Source organism: Exiguobacterium sp. SH1S21, assembly GCF_004337175.1.
GTDB classification, from domain to species: Bacteria; Bacillota; Bacilli; order Exiguobacteriales; family Exiguobacteriaceae; genus Exiguobacterium; species Exiguobacterium aurantiacum_A.
This window is the reverse complement of sequence record NZ_SJUY01000003.1, coordinates 105,542-130,287: the sequence shown is the minus strand read 5'-3', so window position 1 is coordinate 130,287 and position 24,746 is coordinate 105,542. Positions and strand designations below refer to the sequence as shown.

Genomic DNA, 24,746 nt, shown 5'->3' with positions numbered 1-24,746 from the left:
ATGACGCATGAAATGGTCATCTATTTGGCGACAGAGAGTGTATGGACATTATTAAAGATTTCGATGCCACTTCTTTTGATCGCCCTCGTCGTCGGACTCGTCATCTCGATTTTACAGGCGACGACTCAAATTCAAGAACAGACGCTATCGTTCGTTCCAAAGCTAGTCGCGGTCTTTATCGGGCTCGTCGTTTTCGCGCCGTGGATGCTGCAACAAATGGAAGGATTTACGCGGATGATCTTTGAACTGATGGTCGAGGTCGCCTCGAAATGAATGCGGTCGATTTCATTAGTTTGTATGGATTGACGTTTGCTCGTCTATCCGGATTTTTCGTAAGTGTGCCTTTATTTTCTTCAAGGCAGCTCCCGGTCATGCACCGTGTCGCGTTTAGTGCTTTTTTAGCTTATTATGCGATGTTCACGGTAACAGAGCCGCTCGAACTTGGGCAAGCCTTCATCGTTCAAGTGCTGTACGAAGTGCTGATTGGACTTCTGCTCGGCATTTTGATCAACATCTTATTTTTTGCCCCACAGATTGCCGGGGGAATCATCGATTTGCAGCTCGGTCTGGCGATGGCGTCAGCGTATGACCCGATGTTTGGCGGACAGTCGCCGCTGATCGGACGATTTTATTACATCTTTACGCTGTTCATCATGCTATCAAGTAATCTGCACTTACTGTTGATCGACGGTATCTATTACAGCTTTCAAATTTATCCGCCTGGTCAGCCGATGATCAACTTTAGCGAAGGATCGCTCATGATGGCCGTGAAGGTCGTCACGATGACGATGATGGTCGCATTGCAACTCGCGTTCCCGCTCATGGCATCGCTGCTTCTCGTCGACTTGGCGCTTGGATTCTTAGCAAAATCGGCCCCGCAGTTCAACATTTTTGCCATCGGGTTCTCGTTCAAATTGATCGCCGGGTTTTCCGTGATGGTCATGATGATGGGATTGACGCTGAATGGGATCAGCCAATTCATCCCGGTGTTGCAAGAGATATTACGTGATTTTATGACGTTGTTAGGAGACGCTCAATGAAGCCTCTATACTCTTTATCGGTCGATCTTCAGTTTTTTGCAGGAGAAAAAACGGAAAAGGCAACACCTCGAAAACGAGAAGACTCGCGTAAAAAAGGACAAGTTGCGAAATCAGCCGATCTGACCGGAGCGTTCGCCTTGTTCGCGATGTTCCTCATGTTATCTTTTCTCGGACCTTATGTCGGTCAGCAGTTGTTTGGTCTGACGAAAGAGCTACTCGGTCCAACATATTTGTTGTACGACTTATCAGAAGGTATGTCCGGGATGATGATTGATTTGGTCATTCGCGCCGGAATCATTTTAGCACCGTTCTTGATCGTTGCGGTCGTGTTCGGTATTTTAATCAACTATTTCCAAATCGGTTCACTGTTCTCGACAGAGGCGATTCAACCAAAGTTAGAGCGGATTGACCCGCTCAAAGGGGTCAAGCGCATCATCAGCATGAAAGCAGTCGTCGAATTTTTAAAGTCCTTATTCAAATTATTGATTATCCTGACGACTGCGGTCGCTATACTTTGGCAAAACCAAAAAGAATTGTCACGCATGGCCGTCGAACATGTTCGTGAATCGGTCGTCGCACTCGCTGCGATCACGATCGAACTCGGGCTTTGGGTCAGTGTCGCGTTGCTCGCGCTAGCACTGCTCGACTTCTTTTATCAACGGTTCGATTTTGAAAAGTCGATCCGCATGTCGAAACAAGACATTAAAGACGAGTATAAGAACAGTGAAGGCGACCCGCTCATCAAGTCGAAAATCAAACAACAACAACGGGAGATGGCGATGCGGCGTATGATGCAAGAGATTCCGAACGCGGACGTCGTCATCACCAACCCGACCCATTTCGCTGTCGTCATCCGTTATGACGATACGAAAGACTTTGCGCCGCTCGTCGTCGCCAAAGGGGTCGACCAAGTCGCTTTCAATATTCGTGACGTCGCAAAAGAGCACGATATCCCGATCGTGGAAAATAAACCACTGGCCCGTGCGCTCTATGCGCAGCTAGACATCGGAGAAGTCGTCGACGAGTCGTTTTATCAGGCGATCGCCGAAGTGCTGGCGTTCGTCTATCAACTGAAACAACCGTCTTGAGGAGGAGTATGCGTTGGCTGTAAAAGCTAAAGATTTCGCAGTATTGATTGGCGTTCTTATGATCGTCGTCATGCTGGTCATCCCGTTACCGGGGTTCTTACTAGATTTTCTTATCATTATAAATATATTGATCGCCCTCATGATTTTACTCGTGGCGATGAACGCCCGGGAAGCGCTTGATTTCTCTGTCTTCCCATCTCTCTTGCTGATCGTTACGCTGTTCCGTCTCGGGCTGAACGTGTCGACGACCCGTTCGATCCTTTCGACCGGATATGGTGGGGAAGTCATTGAAACGTTCGGGAACTTCGTCATCGGCGGAAACGTTCTCGTCGGATTTGTCGTATTCCTCATTCTCGTCATCATTCAATTCGTCGTCATCACGAAAGGTGCCGAACGGGTATCGGAAGTCTCGGCTCGATTCACACTCGACGCGATGCCAGGGAAACAAATGGCAATCGATGCCGATTTGAACTCTGGGTTGATCGATGACAAAGACGCCCAAATCCGCCGTAAAAAGATTCAAAGCGAGGCTGATTTTTATGGTTCGATGGACGGGGCCTCGAAATTCGTAAAAGGTGACGCCATTGCCGGAATCATTATCGTCGTCATCAACTTGATTTTCGGTATCATCATCGGCGTGGTCCAAATGGGATTACCTGTCGGTGAGTCGTTTACGACGTTCTCGCTTATGACAATCGGGGATGGGCTCGTCAGTCAGATCCCGGCCCTCCTCATTTCGACGGCGACCGGGATCATCGTCACCCGTGCCGTCTCGGACGGCAATCTCGGGGAAGACGTGATCGACCAGCTCGGTCAAAACCCGACTTTGCTCTATATCGCCGGCACGGTCATCTTCTTGCTCGGTTTCGTGTCACCAAGTTTACTTCCGGTGACGATGTTGATCGCGGGTGCGACATTCTATGGGGCGTACTCGATGCGCCGCAACCTGAAGCAAGCGATTGCTGAACCGCTACCGGATGAGGAACCTGCGGCACCGACCGAGACCGTCGTCTCGCTCCTGCAAATCGATGCAATCGAGTTCGAGTTTGGCTACGGGCTGATCCCACTCGCGGATGAGTCGCAAGGTGGCGATCTGCTCGACCGTGTCGTCATGATCCGCCGTCAACTCGCACTCGAACTCGGGTTCATCTTACCGACGGTCCGGATTCGTGACCACCTGCAACTGTCACCAAACGCTTACCGGATCAAAGTGAAAGGCAATGTCGTCGCAGAAGGTGAGTTATTACTCGATCACTATTTGGCGATGAGTCCTGGAATTGAAGATCCTGAAGTGTACGGAATCGAAACGACGGAACCGGCTTTCGGATTGCCCGCTCTCTGGATCGATGAAGAGACGCGGACGCGGGCCGAGATGAGCGGTTACACCGTCGTCGACCCACCTTCAGTCGTCGCCACGCATTTAACGGAGACGCTCAAGAAACATGCGTCCGAACTACTCGGACGGGAAGAGACGAAACAACTCGTCGAGCATTTGAAAGAGACACATCCGGTGCTCGTCGAAGATGTGACCCCATCCGTACTCTCGATCGGAGATATCCAAAAAGTACTTCGTCATCTATTGAAAGAGCACGTCTCGATTCGCAACTTGCCGCTCTTGTTTGAGACGATGGCCGATTATGGAAAAGTGACGAAAGACGCTGATATATTAGGCGAATACTGTCGTCAAGGACTCGCCCGTCAGTTGACTGACCAAGTCAGCCCGCCGGACGGTCCACTCTACGTTGTCACACTCGGTGGGCAGACCGAGCAACTTATTCAAGACGCTGTCCAAAAAACCGAGTTTGGCAACTATTTGGCGCTCGATCCGGAGCAAGCGCGCGAAATCATCGAGCGCTCTGGCGAACAACTGTCGATGTTTGAACGCTACGGGGCTTCGGCCGTCATTCTTTGCTCGCCGACGATTCGGATATTCGTGAGACAACTGCTCGAACGGTACTATCCTGACGTTCCGGTCCTTGCGTATAACGAATTGCTCAGCTCGCTCGAAGTGAAAAGTATTGGGGTGATTTAATATGCAAATTAAAAAATATACAGGCAAGACGATGTCCGAAGTGATGGCGAAAGTGAAACAAGATCTCGGCGACGAGGCTGTCATCTTAAATTCTCGCCAAGTCAAGAAAGGATGGTTCGGGTTGTTCGCTTCACAAGAAGTTGAAGTGATTGCCGCACTCGAGAAAGCGCCGCTAACGGTCAAGCCTCGAACCGAGCCGAAACTGCAGCCGAAACAAGCAAAAGAGAAGCCGATTCCTACACCTACACCCACTCCACAACCGGTGACGCCTGTTCCTGAAAAGAGGCGTTTGCCGGCGGGGCTGACCCATATCGAGTCGCTCTTATCATCTGAGTCGTTCACGGATGAATCGTGGGAAGAGAGAATCAACGAACTGTACTATACGACTAAATCGCTAGAGGTCGTCGAGCAATACGTCTATGACCAGATCCGCAGTTCCTTTTTACCGGTCCCGGATGCGTTGCGCTACATCATGCTCGTCGGTCCGACCGGTGTCGGCAAGACGACGACGCTCGCGAAGCTTGCCGCCCACTATAAGCTCGACCAAGGGATGTCGGTCGGTTTGATTACGACCGACACGTACCGAATCGCAGCGATCGAACAGCTGAAGACGTACGCCGAGATTTTAAATATCCCCGTCGAGGTCGCCTATGACTTTGACGACTTTAAACGGGCGAAACAACTGTTTGCCAGAAAAGACATCGTCTTGATCGATACGGCCGGACGCAATTTCCGCGACGAGGCGTACGTCGAACAGTTTCATAACCATCACGACTTCTCGGAGACGAGCCTGTCACTCGTGCTCAGTCTGACGTCGAAAATGAAAGACATGGATTTGATTTACCGACAGTTTGAAAAATTGCCGCTCCGGTCGCTCATCTTCACGAAAGCGGATGAGACGAGTGATATCCACGCGATGTATCGGATGGTGCGCGAGAGCGGACTCCCCGTCGCTTGGCTGACAGACGGCCAGGAAGTGCCGGACGATATGGTCGCCGGCGACCCAGACATCTTGACGCAAAAGATGCTTGAGAAGGAAGGGTGGACACGATGGACCAAGCAAGGCGTTTAAGAGCGAAGACGGATGTCGCGCCAACGACAATCGCGTTCGCGAGCGGAAAAGGCGGCGTTGGCAAGACGAACGTCTGCGTGAATACCGCAATCGGGCTCGTCGAACTCGGAAAACGTGTCTTGATCGTCGATCTCGACATCGGGATGGCGAACGTGCACATTCTTTTGAATGCGGCGCAGTCCAAAACGATGGTCGATTCTGTGAAAACACGGACTCCGCTTGCGTCTTCGGTTCAGAAAGACGTGCACGGTGTCGATATATTACATGGGGGAAGTGGACTTGACACATTAGTTCAATTCTCAGAAGCAGACATGCAGTTTTTAATGCGTGAACTTGAAGTGCTGACGACTTATGATTACGTACTGTTTGACATGGGAGCAGGAGCAACGGACACATCGTTACGATTCATTGAAGGATGTGACGAGATGTTTCTCATCCTGACCCCAGAACCGACATCGCTGATGGATGGTTACGCGTACACGAAACTCGTGCATCGTCAAAGTCCGGATTTACCGATCGGGGTCATCGTCAATCGGGCGCAGTCGGGGGAAGAAGCACTCCAGTGTTACGAACGGATGGAAGTCGCATGCCGACAGTTTTTGAATAAACCGATTCGGTTCCTTGGATTTTTACCAGATGACGCTTCTGTAAGGAAAGCGGTCATCGCCCAAGTCCCGTTTTACCAATTTGACCGAAAGAGTGATATTAGCTGGCGGCTCGAGCGTATTTTGACAACGCTTACCGGTACACCACCGAAGCCACGGCACTTCATGGATCGGTTGATTGGGAATTTGTGGCAACAGTGGAAGCGAGTCTAACGACAGGGAGGCAATATAGATGGACGTGAACGAATACTTAGGGTTGTTTTTGGATGAGTCACAAGAGCATATCCAATCGGTCAACACACAGTTGATGAAATTTGAGCAGACGGCTAGTGCTGAAGCGGTTCAAGAGATTTTCCGTTCGGCCCATACGCTCAAAGGGATGTCGGCGACGATGGGTTACGAAAGCGTGGCCAATTTGACACACGAGATGGAGAGTGCCCTTGACCTTGTCCGGTCAGGCAAAAAAGAGAGCAACCAATTGTTGCTTGATACGATGTTTACCGCAATGGAACAGATTGAAGCGATGATTGCCGACATCGAGACGGGTGGAACCGGTACGAACGTCGACGTCAAAGCGACGGTTTTGGCATTCCAGTCGTTTATCGGAGGTAAGGAACAAAAAATCGCTGTGGCGGAAGAGTCGTCGGTGTTTACTGTCGACTTGTATGCGGATTCGGTCATCGAACAAGCGAAACAGACCGGTTTTGAGGCGTTCCAACTTCATGTTAAGTTATCGGATGCCGTCGTCTTAAAAGCAGCCCGGGCTTACATGGTGTTTGATCGGCTCCAAGAGCTCGGTGAAGTCGTCCGGACCCACCCTGAGACGGAAGCGATTGAGCAAGAACAGTTCGACTTGTCGTTTGATGTCTTGTTCTTGTCACAAGAGACGGCTGCAGTCATCGAACACGCCGTCTCGCAAGTGTCGGAAGTTGAAACAGTCCACGTCTCGGTATTTACGAGCGTGAGCGAGAGCGAGCCGGAAATTGCTGTGAGTGCAGAAGCGGTAGCAGTGCAAGAAATAAAACCGAAAGCGCAAGAAGCAGAAGAACCGAAAGAACAACCTGTCGCTCAAGCGAAGACGATTCGTGTCAATTTAGAACGGATCGATCGTCTCATGAACTTGTTTGAAGAATTCATCATCGACCGCGGCCGACTCGAACGCCTTGCCGACGAGGTCGGACAGCCTGAACTCAACGAGACGGTCGAAAAAATCAAACGTGGCACGAACGAACTGCAATCACTCGTGTTGACGTTGCGGATGATGCCAATCGAGCAAGTGTTCAACCGGTTCCCACGGATGGTCCGCTCGGTCGCGAAAGACATTCATAAAAAAGTTCAACTCGATATCTCAGGAGCTGACACGGAACTCGACCGGACCGTAATCGATGAGATCGGTGATCCGCTCGTCCACTTGATTCGCAACGCGATTGATCATGGCATCGAGCTTCCTGACAAACGCGTCCAAGCCGGAAAACCGCAACAAGGGCGACTCGCCCTTCGTGCTTACCATGGCGGTAACCGTGTCTTCATCGAGATTGAAGATGATGGAGCGGGAATCAATGTCGATAAAGTCCGGTCGAAAGCGCTCGAACGTGGTGTCATCACGACTGAAGAAGCGGCGACGATGACAGACAACGAGCTCGCGATGCTCATCTTTGCACCGGGCTTCTCAACGGCAGACGTTGTCACAGACTTGTCAGGTCGTGGCGTCGGACTCGACGTCGTCAAAAATAAAATCGAATCGCTCGGTGGTGTCGTCACGCTCGAGACCGTGGTTGGACAAGGAACCAAGTTCCAAGTCAGTCTACCGCTCACGTTATCAATCATCTCGGCGATGCTCGTCCAAGCGGGTGACGAGACGTATGCCATCCCGTTGTCATCGATTCTCGAGACGACATTGCTCGATGAAGCCAACATCCTGACGGCCCATCGCGAACGTGTCTTCGATTTCCGCGGACAACTCGTCCCGCTCGTTTATTTAAAAGAAATTTTCGGGATCGATTCGGAAACAAAATCACAGTTCCCGGTCGTCGTCGTGCGTAAAGGTAATAAACTCGTCGGAGTCGTCGTGAACGACTTGATTGGTCAACAAGAGATTGTCATGAAGCCACTCGGGACGTATCTCGAAGGCATTCCGGCTATTTCGGGGGCAACGATTCTCGGAGATGGACGGGTCGCTCTCATCGTAGATAGCAACGATCTCTTTTAAGGAGGAAGAAAGATGGAACAAAAATGGGTAGTGTTTTCACTCGCATCGAACACGTACGGAATCGATGTCCAATCAGTCCGTTCGATTGAACGGTTACAACCTGTCACCCGGGTGCCGAACGCACCAGCACACGTGAAGGGCGTCATCAACCTCCGCGGTGTGGTCACGCCGGTCATCGACCTCAGGCTTCGCCTCGGTTATGAAGAAATCGCACCGACAGACGAGACACGGATTTTGATCGCTTCTTTGAATCAAGGCGATGCTGGTTTTATCGTCGATCGTGCCAACGAAGTCGTCGAGAGCGATGAAGTCCGGATCGAACCGATCCCGGATTCGAGCCACGAGATGCACTCGGCACACTTGACGGCGATCGCTAAAGGTGAGGACAAGCTGTTCTCGCTTCTCGATGCGAACGCGTTGTTCGAGGACCAACATGCTGAGTGAATTTGAACAAGATTTGTTAAAAGAACTTGGGAACATCGGTTCTGGACATGCGGCGACCGCGCTCTCGACACTGCTCGCTAAGCCGGTCAACATCACGGTATCGTCTGCTGAAATGGAACCGATCACGTATTTACCGGACCGCGTCGGTGGTCCGGAGCGCCATGTGGCCTCTGTCCTGTTAGAGCTTGGAGGCGAGATCAGTGGCATGATCCTGATCATGTTCCCGGTGGATGATGCGGAGAGTATGGTGGCTTCGCTGATCGGTTCACCGTTCACGTTCCAATCGAACAACGAGCTCGGTCAATCGGCGTGGGAGGAGATCGGTAACATTATGAGCGGGGCCTACGCGCGAGCGTTAGGCGACTGGCTCAATACGCCGATCATGATTCAAGTGCCGGCGACCGCGATTGATATGGCCGGATCGATCGTCGAGTTTGTCGTCACGTCCGTTCAACCGGAAGAAGATGCCGCGCTCTATATCGACACAACTTTCATGATAGACGAGAAGGTGAGTGCCGGGCATGTGCTCTTCTTACCGACGCACGGCTCGCTAGATCGGATTCAACGAAGGTTGCTTGGCCATGGCTGAAGTTCTTAAAATCGGAATTGCCGAGTGGAAGCAGACGACAGCACCGAACCGGCTCCGTACGGCAGGACTCGGCTCATGCGTCGGTGTCATTTTGTATGATGCCCGGATGCAAGTGGCGGCGATGGCACACGTCATGCTTCCAGATTCGGCGATCGCAAGGAAACACCAAACGATCGAAGTCGGGAAATATGCGGATACGGCCATCGATGCGCTCGTCGAGTCACTCAAACGGGCCGGGGCAGGACGTCTGCAAGCCAAGATGGCCGGTGGGGCCCAAATGTTTCAATTCAAATATGAGAACGCGGCGATGCGAATCGGGGAACGAAATGCCGAAGCAATCCGCATCGCTTTAAAAGCACATCACATCCCGCTAATCGCCGAGGATTGTGGTGGGCATAACGGACGAACGATTGAATTTGACGTTGCAACATGCGTCTTATCGATTCGGACAGTGAGTATCGGAACAAAAGAACTATAAGGGGGGATCGACATGACGACTCAGCTTACCCAGTTGTGGGATCGTTGGAATACTGACCGCGATATGGATACGGCAAATGAATTATTATCACATTATGAATTTCTGATCCATTATCACGTGCAACGAATGATCGTGACGCTCCCAAAGAGCGTCGAACGCGACGAATTGAAAAGTTTGGGTTACATGGGATTGTACGATGCCCTCATGAAATATGATCCGGAACATAATAATAAATTCGATACGTATGCGGCTTTCCGGATTCGGGGCGCCATTATCGACGGACTTCGAAAAATCGATTGGCTGCCGCGCTCGGTACGAGAGCGCGTGAAGAAGATTGACCATGTCGCCGAACAACTCGAGCAAAAGCTGCACCGTGCCCCGACGAAAGAAGAATTGGCCGACGCGTGCGCGCTTCCGATCGCTGATATCGAAAAGGCGATGGCGGAAGGGTATTTCGCAAACATGTTGTCGATTGACGAGGCGGTGACGCTCCAAGAAGAAGGAAAAGTCATGTCGGTCACGTACTTTGACCCCGATTCGGAAAAACCGGAAGACACGTTATTGCAACGCGAGTTAGTCGACGTGCTGACGACCGAGATTGATCATCTTTCTGAAAAAGAACGTCTTGTCGTCTCGTTATTTTATTTTGACGAGTTGACATTGACGGAGATTGGGGAAGTGTTAGAATTATCGACTTCCCGCATCTCACAGATTCATTCGAAGGCGTTAAAGACACTCAAACTGGCGCTAGGCCGCTCGTATCTAGAAGAGAAGACATCGTGAGGAGGTGAAGGGATGACTTTTGTGTTGCTGATCGCGGGGATCGTGATTGCCTATGGTCTGTTGATCGGTTTCCGGCAGATCAAGACATTGAACGAACGCGTCAATCGGCTCGAAAGCGAGAAACGCGAGACAGAGGCGCTGCTCTTGTCATTCATGGAATCGATGAGCGATGTTGTGAAAAACGACGCGCCTGAATCGTCAAAACCGACCTCGGCTGAAATCGCCGAGACAGAAACTGAAACGTCTGAAGACGGCGCGGTTAACCCGAGCGTTGAAGAGGTGTTGCTCCGTCATTCAGTCCGCGACACGGCACGTCTCCTCGGAAAAGGGGAAGGCGAAGTGGCGCTTTATGCGAAACTTCGACAAAAGTGAGAGTTGCCGGATTCGGCGACATGTGCTATAGTAATTTTCGGTGTTAAACACATCACACACGTCTCGGGATGGTATTCCTCGGTGCCGAAAGGTCGGAGTACAACGATGAACGAGGCGGAGGACTTTTTTAAACCACAAGGAGGAAATTTATCATGGCAGTAATCTCAATGAAGCAATTGCTCGAAGCTGGTGTACACTTCGGTCACCAGACACGTCGTTGGAACCCAAAAATGGCGAAATACATCTTCACGGAGCGTAACGGAATCTACATCATCGACCTTCAAAAGACGGTTAAAAAAGTAGACGAAGCTTACAACTTCGTTCGTGAACTCGCGGCAGAAGGCGGAAACGTCCTCTTCGTAGGTACGAAAAAACAAGCTCAAGATACAATCAAAGAAGAAGCACTCCGTTCAGGTATGTACTTCATCAATGAGCGTTGGTTGGGTGGAACACTCACAAACTTCTCAACAATCAAAAAGCGTATTAACCGCTTGAAGCAACTTGAGAAAATGGAAGCTGACGGCACGTTCGAAGTACTTCCTAAAAAAGAAGTCATCATCTTGAAAAAAGAAATGACACGTCTTGAGAAGTTCCTCGGCGGAATCAAAGATATGCCAGGCGTTCCTGACGCTCTCTTCATCGTTGACCCACGCAAAGAGCGGATCGCGATTGCAGAAGCTCACAAATTGAACATCCCAATCGTTGCGATTGTCGATACAAACTGTGACCCAGATGAAATCGACTACGTTATCCCAGCGAACGACGATGCAATTCGTGCGGTTAAATTGCTCACTTCTAAGATGGCTGATGCGATCATCGAAGCGAAGCAAGGCGAAGAAGAAGTTGCTGAAGAAGCTGTAGCTCCAGAAGCTGAAGCTACAGAAGCTGAGTAATCAGTTAGACAACAGGTGATAAAGGGAAAGCCTTTTATCACCTTTTTTTAGGAAATAGTCTATTCGAAGCCTAGTGCTTTTATTTTAAAAAAATGTAAGTTTTACAAGGAGGAATTTCCGATGGCAGTTACAGCAGCAATGGTAAAAGAACTTCGTGAAAAAACAGGAGCAGGTATGCTCGATTGCAAGAAAGCACTCACTGAAACAGATGGTGACATGCAAGCGGCAATCGACTTCCTTCGTGAAAAAGGGATTGCTAAAGCAGCAGCTAAAGGCGATCGTATCGCAGCTGAAGGCTTGACAGCAGTAGCGGTTGAAGGCAACAAAGCTGCTCTCGTCGAAGTCAACTCAGAAACGGACTTCGTTGCGAAAAACGAGAAGTTCCAAACACTCGTCAGCGACGTGGCGAAAGCAGTTCTCGCTTCAGGAGCGACAACAGTTGAAGCAGCACTTGCTGCTGAATTCGTGGCTGGTAAAACGCTTGAGATTCACATTCAAGAAGAAGCATCGACAATCGGAGAGAAAATCTCGCTCCGTCGCATCGCTGTTCTTGAAAAAGCGGACGACGCTGTATTCGGCACTTACCTTCACATGGGCGGACGCATCGGTTCGGTCGTCGTCATCGACGGCACGACAGATGAGTCAGTAGCGAAAGATGTAGCTATGCACGTAGCAGCAGCTAACCCACTTTACGCGACACGTGACCAAGTCTCGGCTGAAGAAGCAGAGCGCGAGAAGAAAGTCTTGACTGAACAAGCAATCAACGAAGGCAAACCTGCTAACATCGTCGAGAAGATGATCGCGGGACGCATGAACAAGTACTTCGAAGAAATCTGCCTCGTCGACCAAACGTTCGTCAAAGACGCTGACTTCAAAGTTGGAAAATACGTAGAGTCTAAAGGCGGCCGTATCAACTCGTTCGTACGTTTCGAAGTTGGAGAAGGTATGGAAAAACGCGAAGAAAACTTTGCTGAAGAAGTAATGAACCAACTTAAAAAATAATCTGCGTCATGTATGATGATGCAATTAAAATTGGGAACACGTCTGTATAACCTTGAGTTAGTTCGTTAAGGGAGCGTGTTCCCTTTTTTCAAGCATGAGGAGGCAAAGTATGGAACCGAAATATAAGAGAATTGTGTTAAAATTGAGTGGAGAAGCGCTCGCAGGAGATCAAGGATACGGAATCGATCCGGCAATCGTCAACTCGATTTCTGGACAGATTAAAGAGTTAGTCGCCATGGGCGTCGAAGTAGCGGTCGTCGTAGGTGCCGGAAACATCTGGCGCGGAAAGACGGGAAGCGAACTCGGTATGGACCGGGCCAATGCCGATTACATGGGCATGCTCGCAACTGTACTTAACTCGCTTGCACTTCAAGACAGCCTCGAAACACACGGTGTCCAAACCCGCGTCCAAACATCAATTGAAATGCGTCAAGTTGCTGAACCGTATATCCGCCGTCGGGCGATGCGCCACCTTGAAAAAGGCCGGGTCGTCATCTTTGCAGCAGGGACGGGTAACCCATACTTCTCGACAGATACGACAGCAGCGCTCCGGGCAGCCGAGATCGAAGCTGATGTCATCTTAATGGGGAAAAACAACGTCGATGGCGTCTACTCGGCAGACCCGAAACTTGTCCCGGATGCGGTCAAATACGAGTCACTCACATACTTGGACGTCTTAAAAGACGGTCTCCAAGTCATGGACTCGACAGCGACATCACTATGCATGGACAACCATATTCCGCTGATTGTATTCTCATTGCTTGAAGAAGGAAATATCAAACGTGTCGTTCTCGGGGAACATATCGGGACGGTAGTGGGAGGAATCAATTCATGAGTGCAAACGAAGTTATGAAAACGGCTGAAGAAAAGATGGTTAAAGCCCATACATCATTAAAACGTGATTTTGGGACGCTCCGCACCGGACGCGCCAGTGCATCGATTTTGGATCCGGTCCAAGTCGACTACTACGGTGTGCCAACGCCGCTCAACCAAGTAGCGAACATCAACACGCCGGAAGCTCGTCTTTTGTTGATCCAACCTTGGGACAAGTCGCTCGTGACGGAAGTCGAGAAAGCGATTCAAAGAGCGGATCTCGGTCTGTCGCCATCTTCGGACGGGACAGTCATCCGTTTAGCGATCCCTGCTTTGACGGAAGAGCGCCGGAAAGAACTCGTTAAAATCACGAAGAAGTATGCGGAAGAAGCGAAAGTTGCGGTTCGTAACGTTCGTCGTGACGCGAACGAGAACTTGAAGAAGCTTGAAAAAGATGGTGATTTGACAGAAGACGACCTCCGCGGTTACGCGGACGACGTTCAAACGTTAACGGATTCCTACATCAAAAAGATTGATGAGTCTGCAGCGGTCAAAGAAAAAGAGATCATGGAAGTATAATCACGGAAGTGGTATACCAAAAAGCTGTGTGGGGACCCTTTTACTGAAAGGGTCCCTCTTTCATACAATCAGGAGGATAGACTATGTTTAAATGGGTGAATCCTAAAACGAAGACTGAGGCGGAATTGAGCATCCCCGAACATGTCGCCATCATCATGGACGGAAACGGCCGTTGGGCGAAGAAACGCGGGCTCCCGCGCATCATGGGTCACCGGGAAGGGATGAAATCGGTCCGTGAATCAGTCCGGACGGCTCAAGAGCTCGGCATCAAGTCGCTGACGCTTTACGCGTTCTCGACTGAAAACTGGACGCGTCCAGAAGAAGAAGTCAATTTTTTGATGAAGTTGCCGAAGCAATTTTTAGAGACCGACTTAAAAGAACTCGACGAACAAAACGTCAGAGTGCTCGTCGCCGGTGACGTGTCGAAACTACCGCGTGGAACACGTGAGGCGGTCGAGGAAGCGCGCACACGTACCGCGACGAACACGGGGTTAGACCTCGTCTTCGCGTTGAACTATGGCGGCCGTGACGAACTCATCCAAGCGATGCGTAACATTGCGCGCGACGTGTCGGCCGGACAAATCAATCCAGATGAGATCGACGAGTCAATGATCGGAGAGCGGCTCATGACGAATATGCAAGATGTCGATTTGATCATTCGGACGAGCGGTGAACAACGGTTATCGAACTTCCTGCTCTGGCAAGGGGCGTATGCCGAACTCCACTTCACAGACGTATTGTGGCCCGAGTTCAAACGTGAGCACTTCGTCGAAGCAATCGAAGCGTACAATACACGTACGCGTCGGTTTGGTGGAGTGTAATATGAAAACACGAATTATTACCGGACTTTGGGCCGGCGCCATCTTTGTCAGCTTGATCGCCCTTGGCGGCAGCCCGTTCGTCATCTTGATGGGCGTGCTCGCTTTGATCGGTTTGAGCGAGTTTACGATGATGCGTGAACATAAGTTGACAGCGTTCCCGTTCCTCGTGACATCGTTGCTCGTAGCGTTCCCGTTCGTCATGATGCTCTTAGAACGGCAGTTGTTGACGAGTGAACTTCCGATTTCGTCGAGTCAATGGATGGTGCTCGGGTTAATGCTGCTTCTCTTTTGGACGGTCGTCACGAAAAACCGTTTCACATATGAAGATGCGAGTTTTTATTTCGTCTCGGCTGTTTATCTCGTCATCGGGTTTTCAAGCTTTGCCCTCGTCCGTCTGTCTGAAGACGGGCTGGCGAAAGTATTGCTCGTCTTATTTATCATTTGGGCGACCGACTCGGGTGCTTATTTCACGGGGAAAGCAATCGGTAAGACGAAACTGTGGCCCTCGATCAGCCCGAACAAGACGATCGAAGGAGCTGTCGGCGGTATTGTTTCAGCTGTGGTCGTCGGTGTCGTCTATGTCTTGATTGAACCGGTCCTACCGCTCGTCGAAGTGCTCGTCTTAGCGGTTGTCGTTTCTGTCGTCGGCCAGCTCGGTGATTTGGTACAATCAGCGTACAAACGTCAGTTTGGCGTAAAAGATTCTGGACATCTATTACCGGGACATGGTGGCATTTTAGACCGGTTTGATAGTATGATCGCGGTATTCACCGTCATTTGGATTTTCAATTTGTTGTAAAAGGAGTGTCAAGATGAAGCGAATCAGCTTAATCGGGGCGACTGGTTCGATCGGCGTACAGACGTGCGACGTGATCGAGCAGCACCCCGACTTGTTTGAACTTGAGGCGTACGCGTTCGGAACGAACGTCGAGGTAGCCGAGGAATGGATCAACCGCCTTCGCCCGAAATACGTATCAGCCAAAACGATCGAGGTACTCGAACAGCTCAAGCCACGCCTTACATACGAACCACTCTTTTTTATCGGACTCGAAGGGTTGATCGAATGTGCGACCGCTGAGCGGGCCGATGTGGTCGTCACGGCCGTCGTCGGGGCAGTCGGCTTAGAGCCGACGCTTGCCGCCATTAAAGCCGGTAAAGATATCGCCTTGGCGAACAAAGAAACGCTCGTCACAGCCGGACATCTCGTCATGGCCGCCGTCAAAGAGCACGGCGTCAGTTTGCTTCCGGTCGACAGTGAACACTCGGCCATCTACCAATGCCTGAACGGAGAACGTCGTGAGGACGTTTCAAAAATCATTTTGACGGCCTCTGGCGGAAGTTTCCGTGATCAGACACGCGCTGAATTAGCGAGCGTGACCGTCGAAGAAGCGCTCAATCATCCGAACTGGTCGATGGGTGCAAAAATCACAATCGATTCGGCGACGATGTTCAACAAAGGGCTCGAAGTCATCGAAGCGCACTGGTTGTTCGATATCGATTATAATGATATTGAAGTGGTGCTCCATCGGGAGTCGATCATTCACTCGATGGTCGAGTTTAAAGACGCAGCAGTCATGGCGCAACTCGGAAACCCCGATATGCGGGGACCGATCCTCTATGCGCTCTCTACCCCGAAACGGCTTGAAATCGAAGGGAACAAGCGGTTAAACTTGAGAGAAATCGGAACGCTCCATTTTGCGGAAGCCGATTTAGATCGCTATCCGGCTCTTCGACTAGCGTATGAAGCAGGTCGTCAAGGTGGTTCAATGCCGACCGTGTTGAATGCGGCTAACGAAACGGCTGTCGATTTGTTCTTGAACGGAAAGATTGCGTTCGTCGAGATTGAATCGATCGTCGCGCAAGCGATGGATGCACATACAGTCATTGTAGAACCGACGCTTGAGCAGATCCTTCAAGTCGATCAATCGGTTCGTGAACAAATTCAGCAACGAAAGTGAAGGTGGGAAATAGATCATGCAAACTTTTATCGCCATCGTTTTGATGTTTGGGGTGCTCATTTCAGTTCATGAATGGGGACACCTCGTCATGGCGAAACGGGCAGGGATTCTCTGTCATGAATTTGCAATCGGGTTTGGACCGAAAATCTTTTCGTTCAGAAAGAATGAGACGCTCTATACGATTCGCTTATTGCCGATCGGTGGTTACGTCAAGATGGCGGGTGAGGATTTCGAGCCGATCGAAGTGAAGGCCGGTCAACAAGTCGGGCTCCGGTTAACGAGCGCTGGCACAGTCGACCGCGTCTATTTCCAACCGGACCAAGCGACGGATGTACACGTCGTCGGCACGGTCGACAAGTTCGATTCGATCCGTGAATTGAAGATTCAATTGCTCGTCGACGAAGAAGTGCGGGTGTACACACTCGAGCGCGACACACTCCTCGTCGATCAAGGTATGGAGATTCAAATCGCACCGTACGACCGCACGTTCGGAGCGCAATCAGTTTGGAAGCGAGTGCTCGCGATCGCAGCTGGCCCGGCCATGAACTTCGTCCTTGCTTTCGTCTTGCTCGTCATTGTCGGTCTCGTGCAAGGTACACCGACAGACGACGGTCAAATCGGGACGGTACAACCGGATTCAGCGGCTGATCAAGCCGGGCTCGTCACCGGAGACGAAATCGTCTCGATCGAGGGTGAGACGATTGATAACTGGCTCGATTTGAGAACGGTTTTGGCCGATCGTGCCGATACACCGACCGAGGTGACCTATATTCGGGCGGGTGAGGAACAAACGGTAACGCTCACACCTCAAGCAGTCGAACAAAATGGTGAGACGGTCGGTATCCTTGGCGTGACAAATGCGCTCGAGCGATCACCGACAAAAGCGTTCACAACAGGAGCTGAGACGACGTGGACGATGTCGACATTGATTTTCTCTGCGGTCGGTGATTTAGTGACCGGCCAAGTTGGAGTCGATCAACTCGCAGGTCCGGTCGGGATTGTCCGCATGACCGACGAAGTGGCAGCGAGCGGTTTCATCATGTTGCTCAACTGGACGGCACTTTTATCCGTCAACTTGGCGATCTTCAACTTGTTGCCACTTCCGGCGCTTGACGGGGGACGACTCATCTTCTTGTTGTTCGAGGCAGTGCGTGGTCGACCGATCGATCCAAAAAAAGAAGGGTTCGTCCACTTTATCGGATTTGCCCTGCTTATGCTACTCATGCTCATCGTCACTTGGAACGATATCCAATCATTTTTCAAATAGACTGTGTTAGAGAAGGGAAACGTTGATATTTATGAAACAATCGAGATTGCTTATGCCTACTTTGAGAGAGGTTCCTGCTGACGCTGAAGCTGTCAGCCATCAACTTCTCGTGCGCGGTGGATTTATTCGACAAAATGCAGCGGGGATCTACTCTTATTTACCACTCGGTCATCGTGTGTTACAAAATATTCAAACGATCATCCGTGAAGAGATGAACCGGGCCGGGGCGCAAGAACTGCTCATGCCGGCGATCCAACCAGCGGAGCTATGGGAAGAGACGGGACGTTGGGACATCTACGGACCTGAACTGATGCGTTTGACGGACCGTCATGACCGCCGTTTCGCACTTGGAGCGACTCACGAAGAGTTGATCACGTCGATCGTCCGTGACGAGTTGAACTCGTATAAGAAGTTACCGGTCAACTTGTACCAGATTCAGACGAAGTATCGCGATGAGCGTCGTCCGCGGTTCGGATTATTACGTGGACGTGAGTTTTTGATGAAAGATGCCTACTCGTTCCACGCCACACAGGCTGATTTGGACGAAGAGTACGACAACATGTATAACGCTTATTCGCGCATCTTTGACCGCGCCGGTTTGAAGTATCGTCCGGTCGTGGCCGATTCAGGCGCGATTGGCGGGAAAGACACGCACGAATTCCAGGCGCTCGCCGAAATCGGTGAGGATACGATCGTCTACACGGACTCGTCGTCATACGCGGCGAACATCGAGATGGCGGAAACACTGGACCGTTACGACATGCAAGCGGGTGTTGTGCTCGAGCTCGAGCAAGTCGATACGAAAGAGCATAAGACGATCGAAGACGTGGCGCGTTTCTTGGACGTGGAGACGAACACGACGATCAAGTCGGTGTTGTTCAACGTCGACGGCGAGACGGTCATGGCGATCGTTCGCGGCGATCACGAAGCGAACGATGTCAAAGTGAAGAACGCCCTTGGCGGACTCGATATCCAAATGGAAGACGAGTCGAAGATCATTGAATTGTTCGGCTGTGAACCAGGGACGCTCGGACCGATCAACTCACCGGTCAAAGTCGTCGCGGATTACGCCGTTAAATATTTAGTCGATGCGGTATGTGGCGCCAACGTTGCGAACACGCACTTCATGCACGTCAATGCAGAACGCGACTTGTCGCACTTGACGTATCATGACCTCCGCTTCGTCGTCGAAGGCGACTTGGCACCAGACGAATCTGGTCCAGTCCGGTTCGCACGTGGGATCGAGGTCGGTCAAGTGTTCAAACTCGGCACGCGTTACTCAGAAGCGATGGGCGCGACGTTCTTGAACGAAGAAGGCCGGGCGGAACCACTCATCATGGGTTGTTACGGCATCGGTGTTTCGCGGACGCTTTCGGCGATCGTCGAACAGCATCACGACGACCGCGGCATCGTTTGGCCGAAGAGTGTCGCACCGTTTGATCTGCACTTGATCGCGATCAACGCGAAAGACGAAACGCAACTCGAACTTTCGAATCGACTTTACGATGAACTATCGTCGAAGTATGATGTATTGTACGACGACCGCAAAGAACGGGCCGGCGTTAAATTTGCCGACGCTGACTTGATCGGCTTGCCGATTCGTATCAACGTCGGGAAGAAAGCCGGCGAAGGCATCGTCGAAGTGAAAGTCCGTGCTACGGGCGAAGTGATTGAAACGACGGTAGAAGAGTTGCCGCAAGTGATTGTCGCGCAGCTAAACGAGACGCATTGATCGATGAAGGTGACGGTTTCTTGCCGTCACCTTCATTTTTCGACATTGTCATATAAAAGGGGGGGACGACTTACCCGTGGAAGCAAATCAAAAGATGCAATTACTGTTGACGGATCTCGGGATCACGACAGAGAGTGATCAGTTCGACGGAGCGGAACTATCGCGTCTTGTCGTCAATAAGCAACGACGGACGTGGACGTTTTACTTCAAGATCCGCCAAGTGTTACCATATGAGGTTTATCAATTGTTCATGAGTCGGGTCGAGAATCGGTATGCGACGTTTGCCGATGAAGTGTACGCTCGTTTTACGACAGAGACGGGTGGAAGCGAGCAGGATTATATCGACTACTGGCCGCGCATCGTCAGTGAGCTCAGTCAAGTGTCGGGGGCGATGCGAAGCTATTTCGCAACTGTCAAACCGCGCTTCGAGCAAAACAAGTTGCTCATTCCCGTCCGCTCCGCACCTGAGGCGAGCTACGTCGATAAAGAGCTGTGCCAAGAAGTTCAAGCGCTCTACAGTGCTTACGGGTTTACGAAAAAGCCGTGCCAAGCGAGTTTCTCAGAAGACGCGGAAGCGAATCAGGCGTTGCGTGAACAAGTCGTCCAAGAAGATATCGAACAGGCGAAACTCGCACTCGCGGCTCAGTTCGCCAAAGCGACCGAATCGAACGATGAGCCGATCACGGAAGTGCGGATGGGCGCCTTGATCAAAGACGAGATCGTCCCGATCAAGACGATCATCGAAGAAGAACGCCGTGTCGCCATCCGTGGACTCGTGTTTTCAGCAGAACGGAAAGAGTTGAAGAGCGGGAAGAAGCTATTCACGATCAAGATGACCGACTATACCGATTCGCTCATCGTCAAAGTGTTTGCACGTGACGATGATGACGACCGTATGCTCAGTGCCGTCAAAAAAGGCATGTGGATTCAAGCGGCCGGACGAGTCGAAGACGATAGCTTCATGCGCGAACTGTGCATGATGGCGTCGCAGCTCCAAGAAGTGAAAGTCGAACCGAAGCGTGACGAATGGGCCGGGGAGAAGCGCGTCGAACTGCACGCCCATACGCAGATGAGCCAGATGGATGCGGTCACGAACGTGTCGGCGCTCGTCGCCCGGGCTGCCAAGTGGGGTCATCGCGCCATCGCCATCACCGATCATGCCGGTGTGCAGTCGTTCCCGGAAGCATATTATGCCGGGAAAAAGAACGACATTAAAATCTTGTACGGTGTCGAGGCGAACGTCGTCAATGACGGCGTGCCTGTCGCGTATCATCCGACCGACGTCTCGCTCGACGAGGCGACGTACGTCGTGTTCGACGTCGAGACGACCGGTCTGTCGGCCGTCTACAACAAAATCATCGAACTCGCCGGCGTCAAGATTAAAGACGGTGAGATCATCGACCGGTTCGAAGCGTTCGCCGACCCGAAGCATCAACTCTCGGCGACGACGATCGAACTGACCGGGATCACCGATGACATGGTCCACGGGCAGCCCGACCCAGAAGTGATCGCGAAACAGTTCGTCGACTGGTGTGGCGACGGGATTCTCGTCGCTCATAACGCCTCTTTCGATATGAGCTTTCTCGAGGCGACGCTCCGAAGCGGAGGACATGAGCCGGACGATTATCCGGTCATCGATACGCTTGAACTGGCCCGGACGATTTTACCGACGCTCAAAAACCACCGTCTCAACACGCTCGCCAAGCGGTTTGATATCGAATTGACTCAGCATCACCGGGCCATCTATGACGCCGAGGCGACGGCGTACCTGCTCATGAAGTTGCTCGATTTGGCTAAACAGATGTTCGAGATGCAGACGCATCGGTCACTGAACGCGAAAGTCGGCAGTGACGTCTCGAAGATCCGTCCGTTTCATGCGACGGTTTACGCGAAGACGAAAAAACCAGGATTGCGTCACTTGTATGAGTTGATTTCGTTGTCGCACATCGACTACTTGTTCCGGATGGCTCGGATGCCGCGTTCTGAGATCGAGAAGCGCCGAGAAGGGCTGCTCATCGGCTCGGCGTGCGACAACGGCGAGATCTTTGACGCCGCCTTGAACAAGTCGGACGAAGAGCTCGAGAAGATGATGGCATTTTATGACTTCATCGAGATTCATCCGCCGGCACTTTATATGCATCTGATCGATAAAGAAATCGTCGCGAACGAGCTTGAACTTCGTGATATCATCAAACGGATCATTCGCGTGGCAGGTCAAGCGGGACTTCCGGTCTGTGCGACCGGGAACGTCCATTACCTGGACCGGACGGATCGGTCGTATCGCGAAATCCTGATCCGGACGCAAGGCGGGGCCAACTTCATTAACACGAGAAAAGAGTTGCCTCATGCCCATTTCCGGACGACGAAAGAAATGATGGAAGAGTTTAAATTTTTAGGTGACGAGCTCGCACGGGAGATTGTCATCACGAATCCGAACGCAATCGCCGACCAGATTGAAGCGATTCAAATTATCCCGGATGAACTGTATACGCCGAAAATCGAAGGGGCGGATGACGAGGTCCGCAATATGAGTTATGACATGGCCCGCTCGATTTACGGGGACGAGCTTCCGGAGATCGTCGAGGCCCGGCTCGAGAAGGAACTGAAATCAATCATCGGCCACGGTTTCGCCGTCATCTATTTGATCTCACATAAACTCGTCAAGAAGTCACTCGACGACGGTTACCTCGTCGGTTCACGGGGATCGGTCGGGTCGAGTCTCGTCGCGACGATGACCGAGATCACGGAGGTCAATCCACTACCACCGCATTATGTCTGTCCGAAGTGTCAACACTCTCACTTCTTTAATGACGGATCGGTTGGGTCCGGGTACGATCTTCCGGACAAGCAATGTCCGGAGTGTGGGACGTGGTATACGAAAGACGGACACGATATCCCGTTCGAGACGTTCCTTGGCTTTAAAGGGGACAAAGTACCAGATATCGATTTGAACTTCTCAGGTGAGTACCAGCCTCACGCTCACGCGTACACGAAAGTGTTGTTCGGAGAAGAGTACGTCTATCGTGCCGGGACGATCGGGACGATTGCCGACAAGACGGCGTACGGATATGTGAAAGGCTATGCGACCGAAAACGATAAGATTTACCGGAACGCCGAAGTCGATCGTCTCGTCTCGGGTGTCACCGGTGTCAAACGGACGACCGGGCAGCATCCAGGCGGGATTATCGTCGTCCCGGACTATATGGACATCTCCGAAATCTCGCCAATCCAGTATCCGGCCGACGATCGAACGTCTGAATGGAAGACGACACACTTCGACTTCCATTCGATTCACGACAACTTGCTCAAGCTCGACATTCTCGGACACGATGACCCGACCGTCATCCGGATGCTCCAAGACTTATCAGGCATCGACCCGTTGACGATTCCGACGGATGATCCGACCGTCATGAAAATCTTTTCGTCACCTGAAGTGCTCGGTGTCACACCGGAGCAAATCGAGTCAAAAACAGGGACGCTCGGTATTCCTGAGTTTGGGACGAAGTTCGTTCGCCAAATGCTTGAAGAGACGAAACCGTCCACGTTCTCAGAGCTCGTCCAAATTTCAGGTCTGTCTCACGGGACGGACGTTTGGATCGGGAATGCGAACGAGTTGATCTATAACGGGACGTGTGAACTGAAAGACGTCATCGGGTGTCGTGACGACATTATGGTCTACTTGATCTACGCCGGACTTGAGCCATCGTTCGCCTTTAAAATCATGGAGTCGGTCCGTAAAGGGAAAGGTTTGTCTGACGATATGGAGTCAGAGATGCGGGAGAACAGCGTCCCGGAATGGTATATCTCTTCTTGTAAGAAGATCAAATACATGTTCCCGAAAGCACATGCGACCGCGTACGTGCTCATGGCCGTCCGGATTGCTTACTTCAAAGTGCACCACCCGATTCTGTATTACGCGACATACTTTACGGTCCGCGCCGGCGATTTTGATTTGTCGGCGATGATCAAAGGGTCTCAGGCCGTCCGCAAGGCGATGTCTGATATCCGGGAGAAAGGCTTCGACGCCACGGCAAAAGATAAAGGGCTTCACACCGTGCTCGAACTCGCACTTGAGATGCTCGAACGTGGCATGAAATTCCAAAACATCGATCTTTACCGTTCGAATGCGACCGAGTTCTTGATTGAAGGCAACACGCTCATTCCACCGTTCAACGCTGTCGATGGACTCGGGACGAACGCGGCGAAAGCGATTGTCGAGGCGCGTGCCGAAGGTCAGTTCTTGTCAAAAGAGGATCTCCGGAAACGGGCGAAATTGTCGAAGACGATTATCGAGACGCTCGATACGATGAAATGTCTCGAAGGCCTGCCTGACGAGAACCAACTTTCGTTCTTTGATTTTGGGGTGTAAGTTGCGAAAAAGCGGGAAAATATGATATATTGGTATCGAACAATGTTGGATACTACGACGGAAAGGAGTAGGGAACCCTACTCCTTTCTTGTATGTAAAAGCCAGAAGGAGGGATGAGAGTGTCCAAAATAACAGAAGTCGTCGAAACAATCGCGTTGCCGATTGTCGAGCAAGCGAACATGGAATTGGTCGATGTTGAATTCGTGAAAGAAGGGCCAGACTGGTTCTTGCGCGTCTATATCGATAAACCGGGGGGCGTCGATTTAGATGATTGCGTCAACATCAACGAGCAACTCTCGGAGAAATTAAACGCTACCGATCCAATCGAACAAGCCTATTATCTTGACGTCTCGAGTCCCGGTGCCGAACGACCACTTAAAAAGCCGACTGACTTTGAGCGGGCGATCGGGAAAAACGTCTACATTAAAACGTTTGCCCCGATTGAAGGTGCCAAAGAGTTCGAGGGCATTTTGACGGAGTACGACGGCGAGACCGCAGTTGTCGAAACGCGCATCAAGACTAGAAAAAAAGCGATATCACTACCGGTTGATAAAATTGCACAAGCCCGCCTAGCGGTCACGTTTAGTTAAGGAGAGGTAA

General features: G+C 51.2%; 23 protein-coding genes. All 23 read left to right on the top strand.

Annotated features, from left to right (window positions below):
* The 23 genes from fliQ (at nt 1) to rimP (ending at nt 24,736) form a co-directional block, all read left to right on the top strand.
* Nucleotides 1-273, top strand: coding sequence for a flagellar biosynthesis protein FliQ (fliQ, locus tag EVJ24_RS05920; RefSeq protein ID WP_070327486.1), 273 nt, complete (start codon nt 1-3; stop codon nt 271-273).
* Nucleotides 270-1,040 carry a flagellar biosynthetic protein FliR gene (gene fliR, locus EVJ24_RS05915; protein WP_071399610.1) on the top strand — a complete coding sequence of 257 codons (771 nt, stop codon included), beginning with the start codon at nt 270-272 and terminating at the stop codon, nt 1,038-1,040. Before fliQ ends, fliR begins: the two co-directional genes overlap by 4 nt.
* The gene (flhB, locus tag EVJ24_RS05910) at nt 1,037-2,128 is read left to right on the top strand and encodes a flagellar biosynthesis protein FlhB (protein WP_071399611.1); all 1,092 of its coding nucleotides are present in this window, start codon (nt 1,037-1,039) and stop codon (nt 2,126-2,128) included. Before fliR ends, flhB begins: the two co-directional genes overlap by 4 nt.
* A 58-nt stretch (nt 2,129-2,186) precedes the next feature.
* Nucleotides 2,187-4,160, top strand: a complete 1,974-nt coding sequence (gene flhA / locus EVJ24_RS05905; RefSeq protein ID WP_131440433.1) for a flagellar biosynthesis protein FlhA — start codon at nt 2,187-2,189, stop codon at nt 4,158-4,160.
* A 1-nt stretch (nt 4,161) separates the two neighbouring features.
* Complete coding sequence (locus EVJ24_RS05900; protein WP_131440258.1) at nt 4,162-5,232, top strand: GTP-binding protein; 1,071 nt, start codon at nt 4,162-4,164, stop codon at nt 5,230-5,232.
* The gene (locus EVJ24_RS05895; protein WP_131440256.1) at nt 5,211-6,050 is read left to right on the top strand and encodes a MinD/ParA family protein; all 840 of its coding nucleotides are present in this window, start codon (nt 5,211-5,213) and stop codon (nt 6,048-6,050) included. Before EVJ24_RS05900 ends, EVJ24_RS05895 begins: the two co-directional genes overlap by 22 nt.
* Nucleotides 6,051-6,069: 19 nt before the next feature.
* Nucleotides 6,070-8,046, top strand: a complete 1,977-nt coding sequence (locus EVJ24_RS05890; protein WP_131440254.1) for a chemotaxis protein CheA — start codon at nt 6,070-6,072, stop codon at nt 8,044-8,046.
* 12 nt (nt 8,047-8,058) lie between these two features.
* Nucleotides 8,059-8,490, top strand: coding sequence for a chemotaxis protein CheW (locus EVJ24_RS05885; protein WP_070327479.1), 432 nt, complete (start codon nt 8,059-8,061; stop codon nt 8,488-8,490).
* Nucleotides 8,480-9,079 carry a chemotaxis protein CheC gene (locus EVJ24_RS05880; RefSeq protein WP_070327478.1) on the top strand — a complete coding sequence of 200 codons (600 nt, stop codon included), beginning with the start codon at nt 8,480-8,482 and terminating at the stop codon, nt 9,077-9,079. Before EVJ24_RS05885 ends, EVJ24_RS05880 begins: the two co-directional genes overlap by 11 nt.
* Nucleotides 9,072-9,557, top strand: a complete 486-nt coding sequence (locus EVJ24_RS05875; RefSeq protein WP_131440252.1) for a chemotaxis protein CheD — start codon at nt 9,072-9,074, stop codon at nt 9,555-9,557. The genes EVJ24_RS05880 and EVJ24_RS05875 overlap by 8 nt, the downstream gene beginning before the upstream one ends.
* Before the next feature lie 12 nt (nt 9,558-9,569).
* Nucleotides 9,570-10,340: a FliA/WhiG family RNA polymerase sigma factor gene (locus tag EVJ24_RS05870; protein WP_131440250.1), complete on the top strand. Its 771-nt coding sequence runs from the start codon at nt 9,570-9,572 to the stop codon at nt 10,338-10,340.
* Between the two features lie 12 nt (nt 10,341-10,352).
* Nucleotides 10,353-10,712, top strand: a complete 360-nt coding sequence (locus EVJ24_RS05865; protein WP_131440248.1) for a hypothetical protein — start codon at nt 10,353-10,355, stop codon at nt 10,710-10,712.
* Nucleotides 10,713-10,864: 152 nt separating this feature from the next.
* The gene (rpsB, locus tag EVJ24_RS05860) at nt 10,865-11,605 is read left to right on the top strand and encodes a 30S ribosomal protein S2 (protein WP_021067146.1); all 741 of its coding nucleotides are present in this window, start codon (nt 10,865-10,867) and stop codon (nt 11,603-11,605) included.
* 120 nt (nt 11,606-11,725) lie between these two features.
* Nucleotides 11,726-12,607 (top strand): translation elongation factor Ts, encoded by an 882-nt coding sequence (gene tsf, locus EVJ24_RS05855; protein ID WP_071399618.1) that lies wholly within the window; start codon nt 11,726-11,728, stop codon nt 12,605-12,607.
* Between the two features lie 109 nt (nt 12,608-12,716).
* Entirely contained in the window at nt 12,717-13,442 is a 726-nt protein-coding gene (pyrH, locus tag EVJ24_RS05850; protein WP_071399619.1) for a UMP kinase, read from the top strand.
* Entirely contained in the window at nt 13,439-13,999 is a 561-nt protein-coding gene (gene frr / locus EVJ24_RS05845; RefSeq protein ID WP_035385902.1) for a ribosome recycling factor, read from the top strand. The genes pyrH and frr overlap by 4 nt, the downstream gene beginning before the upstream one ends.
* A gap of 83 nt (nt 14,000-14,082) precedes the next feature.
* Nucleotides 14,083-14,820, top strand: coding sequence for an isoprenyl transferase (locus tag EVJ24_RS05840; protein WP_131440246.1), 738 nt, complete (start codon nt 14,083-14,085; stop codon nt 14,818-14,820).
* Nucleotide 14,821: 1 nt separating this feature from the next.
* Complete coding sequence (locus EVJ24_RS05835) at nt 14,822-15,619, top strand: phosphatidate cytidylyltransferase (RefSeq protein WP_131440244.1); 798 nt, start codon at nt 14,822-14,824, stop codon at nt 15,617-15,619.
* 13 nt (nt 15,620-15,632) lie between these two features.
* Complete coding sequence (locus EVJ24_RS05830) at nt 15,633-16,778, top strand: 1-deoxy-D-xylulose-5-phosphate reductoisomerase (RefSeq protein ID WP_131440242.1); 1,146 nt, start codon at nt 15,633-15,635, stop codon at nt 16,776-16,778.
* Nucleotides 16,779-16,794: 16 nt separating this feature from the next.
* On the top strand, nt 16,795-18,045 hold the full coding sequence (gene rseP / locus EVJ24_RS05825; protein ID WP_131440240.1) for an RIP metalloprotease RseP: 1,251 nt from the start codon (nt 16,795-16,797) through the stop codon (nt 18,043-18,045).
* Between the two features lie 31 nt (nt 18,046-18,076).
* A complete protein-coding gene (locus EVJ24_RS05820; protein WP_131440238.1) occupies nt 18,077-19,777 on the top strand; it encodes a proline--tRNA ligase in 1,701 nt (566 codons plus the stop codon).
* A gap of 94 nt (nt 19,778-19,871) precedes the next feature.
* A complete protein-coding gene (locus tag EVJ24_RS05815; protein ID WP_236637566.1) occupies nt 19,872-24,146 on the top strand; it encodes a PolC-type DNA polymerase III in 4,275 nt (1,424 codons plus the stop codon).
* A gap of 119 nt (nt 24,147-24,265) precedes the next feature.
* Nucleotides 24,266-24,736 carry a ribosome maturation factor RimP gene (rimP, locus tag EVJ24_RS05810; protein ID WP_070327467.1) on the top strand — a complete coding sequence of 157 codons (471 nt, stop codon included), beginning with the start codon at nt 24,266-24,268 and terminating at the stop codon, nt 24,734-24,736.
* The last annotated feature ends 10 nt before the right edge of the window (nt 24,737-24,746 follow it).